The 15845-nt window shown below is 45.8% G+C and carries 9 protein-coding genes, 3 tRNA genes and 4 rRNA genes; 5 read left to right on the forward strand and 11 right to left on the reverse strand.

Going from position 1 to position 15845, the window contains the following annotated elements:
- Positions 1-9 precede the first annotated feature (9 nt).
- Entirely contained in the window at positions 10-654 is a 645-nt protein-coding gene (locus J4N42_RS12170; RefSeq protein ID WP_252028310.1) for a TetR/AcrR family transcriptional regulator, read from the reverse strand.
- 436 nt (positions 655-1090) lie between these two features.
- Between J4N42_RS12170 and leuA the strand changes: the two genes are divergently transcribed.
- The 5 genes from leuA (at position 1091) to J4N42_RS12195 (ending at position 6809) form a co-directional block, all read left to right on the forward strand.
- The gene (gene leuA, locus J4N42_RS12175) at positions 1091-2641 is read left to right on the forward strand and encodes a 2-isopropylmalate synthase (protein ID WP_252028311.1); all 1551 of its coding nucleotides are present in this window, start codon (positions 1091-1093) and stop codon (positions 2639-2641) included.
- A gap of 88 nt (positions 2642-2729) precedes the next feature.
- Positions 2730-3821 carry a 3-isopropylmalate dehydrogenase gene (gene leuB / locus J4N42_RS12180; RefSeq protein ID WP_252028312.1) on the forward strand — a complete coding sequence of 364 codons (1092 nt, stop codon included), beginning with the start codon at positions 2730-2732 and terminating at the stop codon, positions 3819-3821.
- A 72-nt stretch (positions 3822-3893) separates the two neighbouring features.
- A complete protein-coding gene (gene leuC, locus J4N42_RS12185) occupies positions 3894-5291 on the forward strand; it encodes a 3-isopropylmalate dehydratase large subunit (protein ID WP_252030843.1) in 1398 nt (465 codons plus the stop codon).
- 11 nt (positions 5292-5302) lie between these two features.
- Entirely contained in the window at positions 5303-5905 is a 603-nt protein-coding gene (gene leuD / locus J4N42_RS12190) for a 3-isopropylmalate dehydratase small subunit (protein WP_252028313.1), read from the forward strand.
- 121 nt (positions 5906-6026) lie between these two features.
- Positions 6027-6809: a DUF547 domain-containing protein gene (locus J4N42_RS12195; RefSeq protein ID WP_252028314.1), complete on the forward strand. Its 783-nt coding sequence runs from the start codon at positions 6027-6029 to the stop codon at positions 6807-6809.
- Between the two features lie 161 nt (positions 6810-6970).
- Here the strand turns inward: J4N42_RS12195 and rrf (J4N42_RS12200) are convergent.
- The 10 genes from rrf (J4N42_RS12200) to J4N42_RS12245 form a co-directional block, all read right to left on the reverse strand.
- Positions 6971-7086, reverse strand: a 5S ribosomal RNA gene (gene rrf, locus J4N42_RS12200).
- Positions 7087-7101: 15 nt separating this feature from the next.
- A tRNA-Thr gene (locus tag J4N42_RS12205) sits at positions 7102-7177 on the reverse strand.
- 99 nt (positions 7178-7276) lie between these two features.
- A 5S ribosomal RNA gene (rrf, locus tag J4N42_RS12210) occupies positions 7277-7392 on the reverse strand.
- A gap of 85 nt (positions 7393-7477) precedes the next feature.
- Positions 7478-10365: ribosomal RNA gene (locus tag J4N42_RS12215) — 23S ribosomal RNA — on the reverse strand.
- Between the two features lie 291 nt (positions 10366-10656).
- A tRNA-Ala gene (locus J4N42_RS12220) sits at positions 10657-10732 on the reverse strand.
- 43 nt (positions 10733-10775) lie between these two features.
- A tRNA-Ile gene (locus J4N42_RS12225) sits at positions 10776-10852 on the reverse strand.
- A 68-nt stretch (positions 10853-10920) separates the two neighbouring features.
- Positions 10921-12473 (reverse strand): 16S ribosomal RNA (locus J4N42_RS12230).
- Together the 16S, 23S and 5S rRNA genes with 3 tRNA genes alongside form the textbook arrangement of a ribosomal RNA operon.
- A 490-nt stretch (positions 12474-12963) precedes the next feature.
- Positions 12964-14220, reverse strand: coding sequence for a cyclic di-GMP phosphodiesterase (locus J4N42_RS12235; RefSeq protein WP_252028315.1), 1257 nt, complete (start codon positions 14218-14220; stop codon positions 12964-12966).
- Between the two features lie 121 nt (positions 14221-14341).
- Positions 14342-14746, reverse strand: coding sequence for a VOC family protein (locus tag J4N42_RS12240; protein ID WP_252028316.1), 405 nt, complete (start codon positions 14744-14746; stop codon positions 14342-14344).
- Positions 14747-14950: 204 nt separating this feature from the next.
- Positions 14951-15646: a VC0807 family protein gene (locus J4N42_RS12245; RefSeq protein WP_252028317.1), complete on the reverse strand. Its 696-nt coding sequence runs from the start codon at positions 15644-15646 to the stop codon at positions 14951-14953.
- Positions 15647-15845 lie beyond the last annotated feature (199 nt).

Here is a 15845-nt window from a genome sequence, read left to right on the forward strand (position 1 = left end):
AATGTGTCCTTAAGATTCTTGCGGCAGCATAAAGCCATGTGTCATGAGCTTGATGTTGTGCTCCAACAGCTCGCTGAGAAATTGTTCATTCAACTCTATGCCATGAATGGCTAAGAGAGCCGGAGGGGCGATAAATGGAAATACCATCAAGCTGATATACGAAACTCGACATAGTTTTGGATCCATGTCTGGCTGCAAAATGCCGCTATCGACCAATTTATCGAACATCACGTCCTGCATCGGTTTACTAATATCAAAGAACACCTTCTCCATTAGCTTGCGCTGAGTATCAGAAGGCGGCATGAACATCACTTGAGAAATCAATCGAGGAAACTGCGGCACTTTGATCATTTCTCGGTAATAGGTTCGCATTAAATCTAGGAAATTCTTACGTGAACTATCCGCCATTAGGGTCTGCATTTGCTTCTGCATCGGCGCTAAAGTTTCGCGTAGCATGGTTTCAAATAACCCTTCCTTATTACCGAAGTAATATCGAATCATGGCACTATTTACGCCTGCTTTATTGGCGACCAACCGAGTGGATACTTTGTCATAAGCCATTACTGTAAACAGCTCGCGAGCGTGATAGATTAGCTTTTCTCGGGCATCGGTTTTATTCTGTGGGCGTCCCGCCTTTCTCGCTTCATCTGCCATAGAAAAGACCCTAATTATTAATCAGTTGATTAATTGTAGGATGACGACTTTGTAAACAACAGAGTTATTATTAATCAATATTTCATCAAGTGATTAATTAAAGTATTTCTAATGTTAGCCATACAAACTGATCCGATATGAATAAAATATCGACTTTAGGGTTGACGTTCCACACTGAGTGCGGTACTAATTTGTTAACTTAATTTTGTGGTTTATTTAACTCCTTATAGGAAGTAGTTAACAATGACTAAGCGTTTTTCTATCCTGCTGAGCCTCCTCCTTATCGTGAAGACATCGCGCGGGTAGGCTGTGGAAGAAAAATAACCACATAAGAATTCCAAAAAACCCGCATCGAGATGCGGGTTTTTTTATAACTATTGACTGGAAGTAAACGATTAACCTGTGTGAAAACACAAGAATCTTAAAGGAAGCAAACATGAACGATCAGGTGATTATATTCGACACCACTCTACGTGATGGCGAACAAGCGTTGTCAGCAAGTTTGACAGTTAAGGAAAAACTGCAAATTGCCTATGCGCTCGAGCGTCTAGGTGTTGATGTCATTGAAGCGGGCTTCCCTGTGTCTTCACCAGGTGATTTTGAATCGGTAAGAGCCATTGCTCAGAATATTAAAAACAGCCGTATCTGTGGCTTATCACGTGCAGTCGCAAAAGATATCGATGCCGCTGCAGAAGCGCTAAAAGTAGCAGAAGCCTTCCGAATCCATACCTTTATTTCCACTTCAACTGTTCACGTTCAAGACAAACTTCGCCGCAGCTACGACGACGTAGTAGAAATGGGTGTAAAAGCAGTTAAACATGCGCGCAGGTACACTGATGACGTTGAGTTTTCTTGTGAAGATGCAGGTCGCACACCTATCGACAACTTATGCCGTATGGTAGAAGCAGCAATCGATGCTGGCGCAAACACCATCAACATTCCAGACACCGTTGGCTACACTGTGCCAAACGAGTTTGGCGGCATTATCCAAACTCTTTTCAATCGAGTACCAAACATCGACAAAGCGATTATCTCCGTTCACTGTCACGATGATTTGGGCATGTCTGTTGCTAACTCGATTGCCGCTGTGCAAGCAGGTGCTCGCCAAGTAGAAGGCACCATTAATGGTATTGGTGAACGTGCAGGTAACTGTTCTTTAGAAGAAATCGCAATGATCATCAAAACTCGTCAAGAGTTGCTTGGTGTTCACACCGGCCTTAAGCACGATGAAATTCATCGCACCAGCAAATTGGTTAGCCAACTATGTAACATGCCAATCCAAGACAACAAAGCCGTTGTCGGTGCTAATGCATTTAGTCACTCTTCAGGCATCCACCAAGATGGAATGCTTAAGAACAAGAATACCTACGAAATCATGACTCCAGAGTCTATTGGCCTTAAGAACAAAGCACTTAACCTAACCAGCCGTAGTGGCCGAGCAGCGGTTAAGAGCCATATGGATGCGATGGGCTACAACGAAGGTGATGAATACAATCTAGATGCGTTGTACGAAGATTTCTTGAAACTAGCCGACCGTAAAGGCCAAGTCTTCGATTATGACTTAGAAGCATTGATGCACTTCTCTAACCTACGTGAAGAAGATGACTTCTATAAACTGAACTACCTAAGTGTTCAGTCTGGCAGTGTCATGGCAACCACCAGTATTAAGATGCAATGTGGTGATGAAGAAACTAGCGAAGCTGCTGTAGGCAATGGACCGGTAGATGCTCTTTACCAATGTATCTATCGAGTAACAGGATATGATATTGTTCTTGATAAGTTTGATTTGACCGCAAAAGGCGAAGGTGAAGATGGCTTAGGCCAAGCCGATATTATCGCCAACTACAAAGGCCGCAAGTACCACGGCACTGGCGTATCAACTGACATCGTTGAAGCCTCTGGCCAAGCACTATTGCACGTGATTAACAGCATTCACCGTGCAAACAAAATAGAAGAAATCAAACAGCGTAAAATCGAAGCCGTTTAATACTCCTGGGCAATAGCCAAACTCCCAGATGTTCAGGGAATTTGGCTCTAACCGAGAGAGTCAAAAAATATAAACATAAAGGATTAACATGACAGACAAATCGTACAAAATTGCCGTTCTACCAGGTGATGGCATTGGCCCAGAAGTAATGCAGCAAGCACACAAAGTGCTAGACGCAATTGAAAAGAAACACGGTATCGAATTCGCTCGAGATGAACATGATGTAGGTGGTATCGCCATTGATAACCACGGCTGTCCACTTCCAGAGTCGACAGTAAAAGCCTGTGAAGACTCAGATGCTGTATTGTTTGGTTCTGTTGGCGGCCCGAAATGGGAACACCTTCCACCAAACGATCAACCAGAACGTGGGGCGCTACTTCCTCTGCGTAAACACTTCCAGCTTTTCTGTAACCTGCGCCCAGCTCAAATCCACGCTGGTTTAGAAGCATTCTCTCCACTACGTGCTGATATTTCAGGTCGCGGCTTCGACATTGTTGTGGTTCGTGAGCTAACTGGCGGTATTTACTTTGGTCAGCCAAAAGGGCGCGAAGGCGAAGGTGCTAACGAAAAAGCGTTTGATACTGAGGTCTACCACCGCTTTGAGATTGAACGTATCGCTAAGATTGCATTTGAATCAGCTCGCCTACGTGATAAAAAAGTGTGCTCGATTGATAAAGCTAACGTGCTTCAAAGCTCTATCCTATGGCGTGAAGTAGTTGAAGAAATCGCGAAAGACTACCCAGATGTCGAGCTAACACACATGTACATTGATAACGCGACCATGCAGCTAATCAAAGATCCTGCGCAGTTCGATGTCATGCTATGTTCAAACATCTTCGGTGACATCATTTCTGATGAATGTGCGATGATCACAGGTTCGATGGGTATGCTTCCATCTGCATCACTAAACGAAAGTAAGTTCGGTCTATACGAGCCAGCAGGTGGTAGTGCTCCTGATATTGCAGGGAAGAATATTGCAAACCCTGTGGCACAGATCCTATCTGCAGCGTTAATGCTACGATACAGCCTGGGTGAAGAGTCTGCAGCACAAGATATCGAAGCAGCCGTTTCTAAAGCGCTTTCAGCAGGTGAGCTGACAGGCGATCTTGCGGGTGATAAACCTGCACTATCAACGTCAGAAATGGGCGACAAGATCGCTGAGTACATTTTGAACTCATAATAAACAGTTAAATTCATAATTATTATTCGCTCCTGATTGCCGTTATCAGGAGCTACGCACAGGATTGTGATGATGGGCAAAACATTATACGAAAAAGTCTACGACGCACACGTTGCCGTGGCTGCAGAGGGTGAAAACCCAATTTTATACATCGACCGCCATTTGGTTCACGAAGTAACGTCTCCACAAGCGTTTGATGGCTTACGTGAAAAGGGTCGTAAGGTTCGTCAAGTTGGTAAGACATTTGCTACCATGGACCACAACGTTTCTACGCAAACTAAAGATATTAATGCTTCCGGTGAGATGGCTCGTATCCAGATGGAAACGCTATCCAAGAACTGTGAAGAGTTTGGTGTCACCCTTTACGACATCAACCACAAATACCAAGGTATCGTGCACGTCATGGGCCCTGAATTAGGTATTACTCTACCGGGTATGACGATTGTTTGTGGTGACTCCCATACAGCGACGCACGGTGCATTCGGTTCGCTAGCATTCGGTATTGGTACTTCTGAAGTTGAGCACGTGTTAGCAACTCAAACGCTAAAACAAGCTCGCGCGAAGACGATGAAGATCGAAGTGAAAGGCAAAGTTGCACCAGGCATCACAGCGAAAGATATCGTACTAGCCATCATCGGTGAAACAACGGCAGCCGGCGGTACTGGCTACGTTGTTGAGTTTTGTGGTGAAGCGATTACTGATCTTACGATGGAAGGTCGTATGACAGTATGTAATATGGCTATTGAATTAGGTGCCAAAGCAGGACTTATCGCGCCAGACGAAACTACATTCGAATACATTAAAGGTCGTAAGTTCGCGCCAGTTGGTGAAGATTTAGAAGCAGCAATTGAATACTGGTCATCTCTAAAAACTGACGACGACGCAGAATTCGATGCAGTGGTAACGCTTAACGCAGCAGACATCAAACCACAGGTTACTTGGGGTACCAATCCGGGTCAGGTTATTGCAGTAGATGAAGCAATCCCAGCTCCAGAAAGCTTTTCAGATCCAGTAGAAAAAGCCTCTGCTGAAAAAGCGCTGGCTTACATGGGGCTAGAAGCGGGCAAAGCGCTGTCAGACTACAAAGTCGATAAAGTGTTTGTTGGTTCTTGTACTAACTCTCGTATCGAAGATATGCGCGCCGCTGCTGCAGTTGCGAAAGGTCGCAAAGTCGCTGATAACGTGCAAGCGCTTATCGTACCTGGCTCTGAGCAAGTAAAAGCTCAAGCGGAAGCGGAAGGTTTGGATGTAATTTTCAAAGACGCAGGCTTTGAGTGGCGCCTACCGGGCTGTTCTATGTGTCTAGCGATGAACAATGACCGCCTAGGTCCACACGAGCGTTGTGCTTCTACCTCAAACCGTAACTTTGAAGGTCGCCAAGGCCGTGATGGTCGTACCCACCTAGTAAGCCCTGCAATGGCAGCGGCGGCAGCGATTGCTGGTCATTTTGTTGATATTCGTGAGTTATAAGGAGAATAGTCATGTCAGGTTTTAAACAACACACAGGCTTGGTTGTTCCTCTAGATGCAGCGAACGTCGATACCGATGCAATCATCCCTAAGCAGTTCCTTCAAAAGGTTTCTCGCCTAGGTTTTGGTAAGCACCTATTCCACGATTGGCGTTTTCTAGATGACGCAGGTGAGCAGCCAAATCCAGAGTTTGTAATGAATGCTCCTCGTTACCAAGGCGCTTCGATTTTACTTGCTCGAGAAAACTTTGGCTGTGGTTCATCACGTGAACACGCACCATGGGCGTTAGCGGATTACGGCATCAAGGCAATGATCGCTCCAAGCTTTGCGGACATTTTCTACGGCAACTCAATTAACAATCAGATGGTTCCAGTTCGTCTAACTGAACAAGAAGTGGATGAAATCTTCCAATTCGTAGACGCTAACGAAGGTGCTGAAGTCGAGGTAGACCTAGAAGCAAACCTAGTTCGAGCAAATGGCAAAGAGTACTCATTTGAAATCGATGAGTTCCGCCGTCACTGCTTGTTGAATGGCTTAGATAACATAGGCCTAACGCTTCAACATGAAGACAAAATTGCAGCATATGAAGAAAGCATTCCTGCTTTCCTCAAATAGACTCATATCTAGTTTGATAGAGTTCAAAAGGGTTGGCATATGCCAACCCTTTTTATTTTGAAATGAAACTCCTCAAGGCACGGTCTTAAGTTTTAGATTCACGCTTACTAATTAGGTCACTATGAAGATTCTATTTACTCTAATATTCACTCTGCTTTCTTTTAGCACCTACGCAGCACCGAAATCTGAGCTATGGCCTTATTGGAATACCAGTAATGAGAGCAACACAGTTCAAGTTAACCACCAAGCTTGGCAAGCATTACTTGATACATATTTAGTCGTTGACGGTGAAAACACCTTATTCAAATACTCTTCAGTCACTCTTGAAGATAAACAAAAACTAAATGCCTACCTAACTAACCTATCAAAACTGAACCCAAGAGAGTTTAGTCGAGCAGAACAGTATGCCTATTGGGTCAACTTGTATAATGCTATTACGGTCCAGCTCATCCTCGATGCTTATCCAGTCAAGTCAATCACTAAGCTAGGAGGCTTTTTTAGCTTTGGGCCTTGGGGGGATGAAGTGATCAGCATCAATGGTAAAGCCTTAACCCTAAATGATATCGAACATCGCATTCTTCGCCCTATTTGGAACGACCCACGCACTCACTACGCAGTGAATTGTGCTAGCCTTGGCTGTCCCAACCTACAACCTAATGCATTTACTGTCGACAATACAGAACAACAGCTCGAAAGCGCCGCATTTACCTTTATTAACAGTGATAAAGGCGTGTTGGTAGATAATGGCAAAATCCAACTATCATCTATCTATGAGTGGTTTGCAGAAGACTTTGGAAATCGACAACAACTTACTGAGCATTTAGCCCATTACCGCCCTGACCTGGTGACGCTAAGCGGAAGGTTTCACTATGAATACAATTGGGATTTAAATGACAAGAAGTAGACCCGAAGCTATCAGTGCATATTTTCATGCTTACGGTTGATATGAATAACTATCGATACCTCAACTCCTCATCGAAGCATTTGGCGTACTAGGTCATTGGATTTGTAGGTACAGAAACGAAAAACGCCCTGACTTGATTAGTCAGGGCGTTGCAAATATAAGCCTGGCGATGTCCTACTCTCACATGGGGAAGCCCCACACTACCATCGGCGCTATTGCGTTTCACTTCTGAGTTCGGCATGGAATCAGGTGGGTCCACAATGCTATTGTCGCCAAGCAAAAACTGTATAAGTGGTGCTAGTACCCAGATTTGAACTGGGGACCTCACCCTTACCAAGGGTGCGCTCTACCAACTGAGCTATACCAGCACACTAAATCTTTATGCTTGGACTAAAAAAGCCCGCTTTTTCAAACGGGCTCTTTTAATCTATGTCTTCACCTTTCAAAAGGTAAAAACTAAATTTAAAGCCTGGCGATGTCCTACTCTCACATGGGGAAGCCCCACACTACCATCGGCGCTATTGCGTTTCACTTCTGAGTTCGGCATGGGATCAGGTGGGTCCACAACGCTATGGTCGCCAAGCAAATTCTTTAATTCGGAAAGCTGTTTCGTTCTACACTACATTCAATGTTCTTATCTGAGTCCATCAAAACCCCTTGGGTGTTGTATGGTTAAGCCTCACGGGCAATTAGTACAGGTTAGCTCAACGCCTCACAACGCTTACACACCCTGCCTATCAACGTTCTAGTCTCGAACAACCCTTTAGGACGCTTAAAGCGCCAGGGAAGACTCATCTCAGGGCTCGCTTCCCGCTTAGATGCTTTCAGCGGTTATCGATTCCGAACTTAGCTACCGGGCAATGCGTCTGGCGACACAACCCGAACACCAGAGGTTCGTCCACTCCGGTCCTCTCGTACTAGGAGCAGCCCCCTTCAATCTTCCAACGCCCACGGCAGATAGGGACCGAACTGTCTCACGACGTTCTAAACCCAGCTCGCGTACCACTTTAAATGGCGAACAGCCATACCCTTGGGACCGACTTCAGCCCCAGGATGTGATGAGCCGACATCGAGGTGCCAAACACCGCCGTCGATATGAACTCTTGGGCGGTATCAGCCTGTTATCCCCGGAGTACCTTTTATCCGTTGAGCGATGGCCCTTCCATACAGAACCACCGGATCACTATGACCTGCTTTCGCACCTGCTCGAATTGTCATTCTCGCAGTCAAGCGGGCTTATGCCATTGCACTAACCTCACGATGTCCAACCGTGATTAGCCCACCTTCGTGCTCCTCCGTTACTCTTTGGGAGGAGACCGCCCCAGTCAAACTACCCACCAGGCACTGTCCTCAACCCAGATAATGGGTCTAAGTTAGAACATCAAACATACAAGGGTGGTATTTCAAGGATGGCTCCAACGATACTGGCGTACCGTCTTCAAAGCCTCCCACCTATCCTACACATGTAGGCTCAATGTTCAGTGCCAAGCTGTAGTAAAGGTTCACGGGGTCTTTCCGTCTAGCCGCGGGTACACTGCATCTTCACAGCGATTTCAATTTCACTGAGTCTCGGGTGGAGACAGCGTGGCCATCATTACGCCATTCGTGCAGGTCGGAACTTACCCGACAAGGAATTTCGCTACCTTAGGACCGTTATAGTTACGGCCGCCGTTTACCGGGGCTTCGATCAAGAGCTTCGACCGAAGTCTAACCCCATCAATTAACCTTCCGGCACCGGGCAGGCGTCACACCGTATACGTCATCTTACGATTTTGCACAGTGCTGTGTTTTTAATAAACAGTTGCAGCCACCTGGTATCTGCGACTCTCAATAGCTCCATCCGCAAGGGACTTCACCGTCAAGAGCGTACCTTCTCCCGAAGTTACGGTACCATTTTGCCTAGTTCCTTCACCCGAGTTCTCTCAAGCGCCTTGGTATTCTCTACCCGACCACCTGTGTCGGTTTGGGGTACGATTCCTTACAATCTGAAGCTTAGAGGCTTTTCCTGGAAGCATGGCATCAATGACTTCACTACCGTAGTAGCTCGACATCGTGTCTCAGCCTTAAAAAGAGCCGGATTTACCTAACTCTTAAGCCTACGCACTTGAACCTGGACAACCGTCGCCAGGCCCACCTAGCCTTCTCCGTCCCCCCATCGCAATTGTAAGAAGTACGGGAATATTAACCCGTTTCCCATCGACTACGCCTTTCGGCCTCGCCTTAGGGGTCGACTTACCCTGCCCCGATTAACGTTGGACAGGAACCCTTGGTCTTCCGGCGAGGAGGTTTTTCACCCCCTTTATCGTTACTCATGTCAGCATTCGCACTTCTGATACCTCCAGCAGGCTTTACAACCCACCTTCAACGGCTTACAGAACGCTCCCCTACCCAATACATAAATCGCATTGCCGCAGCTTCGGTGTATAGCTTAGCCCCGTTACATCTTCCGCGCAGGCCGACTCGACTAGTGAGCTATTACGCTTTCTTTAAATGATGGCTGCTTCTAAGCCAACATCCTAGCTGTCTAAGCCTTCCCACATCGTTTCCCACTTAGCTATACTTTGGGACCTTAGCTGGCGGTCTGGGTTGTTTCCCTCTCCACGACGGACGTTAGCACCCGCCGTGTGTCTCCCGGATAGTACTTACTGGTATTCGGAGTTTGCAAAGGGTTGGTAAGTCGGGATGACCCCCTAGCCTTAACAGTGCTCTACCCCCAGTAGTATTCGTCCGAGGCTCTACCTAAATAGATTTCGGGGAGAACCAGCTATCTCCAGGTTTGATTGGCCTTTCACCCCTAGCCACAAGTCATCCGCTAATTTTTCAACATTAGTCGGTTCGGTCCTCCAGTTGATGTTACTCAACCTTCAACCTGCCCATGGCTAGATCACCTGGTTTCGGGTCTATATCCAGAAACTCGACGCCCAGTTAAGACTCGATTTCTCTACGGCTCCCCTAATCGGTTAACCTTGCTACTGAATATAAGTCGCTGACCCATTATACAAAAGGTACGCAGTCACACCACGAAGGTGCTCCTACTGCTTGTACGTACACGGTTTAGGTTCTATTTCACTCCCCTCACAGGGGTTCTTTTCGCCTTTCCCTCACGGTACTGGTTCACTATCGGTCAGTCAGTAGTATTTAGCCTTGGAGGATGGTCCCCCCATATTCAGACAGGATATCACGTGTCCCGCCCTACTCGATTTCACTGATTATGATGTGTCGGTTACGGGGCTATCACCCTGTATCGCGAGACTTTCCAGACTCTTCACCTGCATCATTAAAAGCTTAAGGGCTAATCCAATTTCGCTCGCCGCTACTTTCGGAATCTCGGTTGATTTCTACTCCTCCGGGTACTTAGATGTTTCAGTTCCCCGGGTTCGCCCTGTTAACCTATGTATTCAGTTAACAGTAACTGCTTATGCAGTTGGGTTTCCCCATTCGGAAATCCCAGACTCAAATGGTTTTTACTACCTAATCTGGGCTTATCGCAAGTTAATACGTCCTTCATCGCCTCTGACTGCCAAGGCATCCACCGTGTACGCTTAGTCACTTAACCATACAACCCGAAGGGGTCTTTACGTATGGCAAACAACCAAGGTGTGTCTCTCATTATTTGAATGAGCGAGAGACATTCGATTTTGCCGGACTCAAATATGAATAACTCGAAAGTTATTCCCAAGAACACTTGAATGTGTGTTGGTACCTACATCTCTAAGAGACATAGGATTTGAGAACTTTTATTTGAATAACATCAATCAAATGTTATTCGTCAGCTTTCCAAATTGTTAAAGAGCTAGATTCATTTAAGAACCATTTTTAAAAACACTATCGCTAATGCGCTTAAAGATGGTGGAGCTAAGCAGGATCGAACTGCTGACCTCCTGCGTGCAAGGCAGGCGCTCTCCCAGCTGAGCTATAGCCCCATCAAGGTGTCGATACTATCAGCCAATCCCCTGGGAGGAAGATTGGTGGGTCTGAGTGGACTTGAACCACCGACCTCTCGCTTATCAGGCGAACGCTCTAACCACCTGAGCTACAGACCCAGTATCGTCTCTTAAACTTTTTTAAACCATATCAATCTGTGTGAACACTCATCGCAATAATCATCGTATAAGGAGGTGATCCAGCCCCAGGTTCCCCTAGGGCTACCTTGTTACGACTTCACCCCAGTCATGAACCACAAAGTGGTGAGCGTCCTCCCGAAGGTTAAACTACCCACTTCTTTTGCAGCCCACTCCCATGGTGTGACGGGCGGTGTGTACAAGGCCCGGGAACGTATTCACCGTAGCATTCTGATCTACGATTACTAGCGATTCCGACTTCATGGAGTCGAGTTGCAGACTCCAATCCGGACTACGACGCACTTTTTGGGATTCGCTGACCATCGCTGGCTCGCCGCCCTCTGTATGCGCCATTGTAGCACGTGTGTAGCCCTACTCGTAAGGGCCATGATGACTTGACGTCGTCCCCACCTTCCTCCGGTTTATCACCGGCAGTCTCCCTGGAGTTCCCGACATTACTCGCTGGCAAACAAGGATAAGGGTTGCGCTCGTTGCGGGACTTAACCCAACATTTCACAACACGAGCTGACGACAGCCATGCAGCACCTGTCTCAGAGTTCCCGAAGGCACCAATCCATCTCTGGAAAGTTCTCTGGATGTCAAGAGTAGGTAAGGTTCTTCGCGTTGCATCGAATTAAACCACATGCTCCACCGCTTGTGCGGGCCCCCGTCAATTCATTTGAGTTTTAATCTTGCGACCGTACTCCCCAGGCGGTCTACTTAACGCGTTAGCTCCGAAAGCCACGGCTCAAGGCCACAACCTCCAAGTAGACATCGTTTACGGCGTGGACTACCAGGGTATCTAATCCTGTTTGCTCCCCACGCTTTCGCATCTGAGTGTCAGTATCTGTCCAGGGGGCCGCCTTCGCCACCGGTATTCCTTCAGATCTCTACGCATTTCACCGCTACACCTGAAATTCTACCCCCCTCTACAGTACTCTAGTGAACCAGTTTCAAATGCAGTTCCGAGGTTGAGCCCCGGGCTTTCACATCTGACTTAATCCACCACCTGCATGCGCTTTACGCCCAGTAATTCCGATTAACGCTCGCACCCTCCGTATTACCGCGGCTGCTGGCACGGAGTTAGCCGGTGCTTCTTCTGCAGCTAACGTCAAACACCAAGAGTATTAATCTTAATGCCTTCCTCACTGCTGAAAGTGCTTTACAACCCGAAGGCCTTCTTCACACACGCGGCATGGCTGCATCAGGCTTTCGCCCATTGTGCAATATTCCCCACTGCTGCCTCCCGTAGGAGTCTGGACCGTGTCTCAGTTCCAGTGTGGCTGATCATCCTCTCAGACCAGCTAGGGATCGTCGCCTTGGTGAGCCATTACCTCACCAACTAGCTAATCCCACCTAGGCGTATCCAATAGCGCAAGGCCCGAAGGTCCCCTGCTTTGCTCCGAAGAGGTTATGCGGTATTAGCCATCGTTTCCAATGGTTATCCCCCTCTACTGGGCAACTTCCTAGGCATTACTCACCCGTCCGCCGCTCGACGCCGTTAACGTTCCCCGAAGGTTCAGTTAACTCGTTTCCGCTCGACTTGCATGTGTTAGGCCTGCCGCCAGCGTTCAATCTGAGCCATGATCAAACTCTTCAATTTAAGATTTTGTCGGCTCAATGAATACTGAACATTACATAAAGTAATGTTTGAATTGACTGTGCTGAATCCGAAGATTCAATGGTCACTTCGTTTCATTGAAACCTAATTTGAAACCGAAGTTTCTAATTGGATTATCATCAACGAGTGCCCACACAGATTGATAGGTTTAAATTTTTAAAGAGCGTTTCTTCTTTGTGACTTAAGTCACTTCGGAAGAGGCGGTCATTCTAGCGAGATAATCTTCAGTGTCAAACACTTTTTGATATTTATTTTCTCACCAACATTCCGTCTTAACTGTTCACTGCTGAAGCCTTGTGGCATCTGCCGTGTCAGTGGGAGCGCATTATAGAGAGTCAGTTTCTTCTGGCAAGTAAAAAAACGCACTTTTTCAATAAAAAAAGCCCGAATGGCGACAAATCCATCAGGGCGATTTTTATCTATACGTTAACTACCGAAAAGGAACATGTTTTCCACAATTACCTGTGGGTAACTAATCATCACTGTCGAAGAAATAGGAAATACGAGATCTCGGATTCAAATACTCTCGTACTTTGTCTGGCAATTTATTTGGCAGGATTGCATTAACGATTTTTAGCTCTTTATCAGCTAAGTCGATAATGGGCGCTTGCGTCCTAGGTACTGATGGGTCGTATATAAGGACGTTTGGAAACAATATGTTCTTGGCATTGACAGAAATCACTAAGCCAACCATCTCATTAGACAACTGCACAACTGTGCCCGGTGGGTAAACTCCCATGAATTTAATCAGTATGTTGAGATTGTCATTGTCATAAAGGTGTTTGCAATTCTTATACAGATGAGAAAGCGCTATATAAGGAATTTTCTGTTCTGAGGGGATTGCCGGATGGCACAGGTTATCGAAGGCATTAGCAACAGCGACGACTTTAGCTAAATCATTAATCTTGTCTTCTTTTAAACCATTAGGGTAACCAGAGCCATCGTTGAGCTCATGATGTTGTTCTATTACGAGTTTTGCTGCGTCAGGAAAGCTCTCCATATTATTCGCTAGATCTAACCCATATTTCGTATGCAGCTTTAAGTAGTTCTTCTCCGGATCAGTGAGCGGTGTTTGCTTCCTTACAATAGCAGCAGGGACTTTTATCTTGCCCATATCATGGAACAACGCTGCAAAAGCAATATCCTTTATCTTCTGCGCTTCATAATCTTTAGCCTTAGCTATCATCATCGCAATAACGGACACGTTCAACGAATGAAAGTAGATGTCTTCGAATTCACTTTTACCGTTCATCAAATGCAGTGTTACGCTATTGTCACCTAGTAACTTATCGACGATATCATCAATCAGAGCAGCTGCTTCATCGACGGCTTTCTCAGGACGATTACGAATCTTGTTCATTACCGCACGCATACGCGCTAACGAACGCTCAAATTCTTTTTCACATTGAATGACTCGACGACGATAAGCGCTTAGTTCCTCAATTCGCCTTTGTTTCTCGTCCCACATTTTCTGAGCTTCGATATCGATCACCACTTCTTCTTCCGACTCTGAAGTGCCTTTATCATGATCTGGAGGCAATGGTTGGGTATCACTCTGGTTTGGATTAATATAGACATGTTTAATCCCCAGGTGTTTGATCAACTGGATTTGCTCTTGGTCTTTGACCTTAAAGCTATTAAATAAAAATGGGTGCTCGTTCCACTTTACCGGTAGCCGAATGTGCAGCCCTGGTTGGATACGATCGACGGTAATTTTGATGCTTGCCACGTTTTATATACAACACTTTATTTATCGGTGGATTTTATAAGTTTAGATTATCTAAATTATCATTTCATCACTAGCACACGTTGTTAAAAAGTTGAGTAATATCCTCGTAACACTTTGTTAGTTAAACTAATTCGCAGTGCAACATCCAGCGCACTCCAAACTGGTCTTCTACTTTACCGAATCTAGCGCCCCAGAAAGTATCCGCTAAAGGCATCATCACATGCCCCCCTTCCGAGAGTTTGTCATATAACCTTGCCTGCTCATCCAGATTATCCAGCACTATTGATAAAGCAATGTTGTTTCCCCCCAGCTCTTTCGCCACTAAACCATCTGAAAGCATCAGTTTCATTCCGAAAGCTTCAAATTCCGCATGCATGACCCAATTAGGGTCCGCACCTTCAATAACTTGTGGTGCATCTTTGAATAGTTGCTTGGTCAACACGACACCATTAAAGCTCTTACGATAGAACTCGAGAGCCTCTTCACAACGGCCGGCAAAAAATAGATATGGGGTCACTTGATACATTGCTATCTCCATAAACAGATTCATAAGATAAAGATAGGCAACCAATTGAAAATTCGCATGAAAATTTTGAATTTTTTCACTCGATACTTAACGTATTACCGGCTTTAGTGATCGAGTTAGAACTTTGCTTTCGCACTTGAGTAATTGTTTCATTCAAATCAAAAACAAAAAGCCCGACACAATGCCGGGCTTCTGCTATTTAACTTACTTAGTATGGAATATCTGTTCCGTTTCCAACGATGTCATTGCGCGGATCTGTCGCCATACGTAATAGAAGATTCCAAACATCATCAGCATGCTTGGAATCGCAATCACTGGGTAGCTATACAATGTTAACTTCCCCAACTCCTCGTTAAATGCAGCCGTACCCGCAGGGCTCGTCACGATCCATGTTGCAAGGAAGTAGTTCATCACTGACGAAAAGGCAAAGGTACTGGCAAATAGGTAGTTAGAAGTCATCAAACAACGCTCAAATGCTTGTGACTTACCGTTTTCTTCAAGACGCTGGGTGATTAATGGAAGGTTTAAGACAGTATCGTTTAAAACCATCTTTTGCATCAAAGGATAACGAGTGAACGTTGAGCCCAACACCGCTAAACCGATAAGACCAGGAATTAATGCTTCTTTTAACGCCAACCAGCGTGTATCAAGCTCTAGTAAGCCAATCCCCCCCGTCAGTAGAACACTGACAAAACCCAGCGCTGCAATGAAATTAAACTTCTTGTTGCGAATCAAATCCATGCCACCGAACACAACAGGGAATGCCAGCGCAACAACAAGCGCCATGACCGTTCCTAAGTGCTCGTCACCACTGAACTTCATTAAAATGAAAGAAGGGATAAAAACGTTGAAAAGGACTTCAAACAATGGATTCGACTTTTTCGTCTCAGTGCTACTCATAATTTCCTAGTGACTTGTCATGCTTTTGGTGTTTTCAAACGTGATTGTTCATCGCATAACGCCAGATGTAAAGCCCTAACCCTCTAGGCTGTGTAACGACTTGTGAAATAAAATCGTATTTCGCGAGACAAAACAGCGAACTAGACCTCTACCCTATGTATAGTTTTAATCGCTATAACATTGACTTTCTAGGTAACCA

This window comes from Vibrio sp. SCSIO 43135 (assembly GCF_023716665.1).
Lineage (GTDB): Bacteria > Pseudomonadota > Gammaproteobacteria > Enterobacterales > Vibrionaceae > Vibrio > Vibrio paucivorans.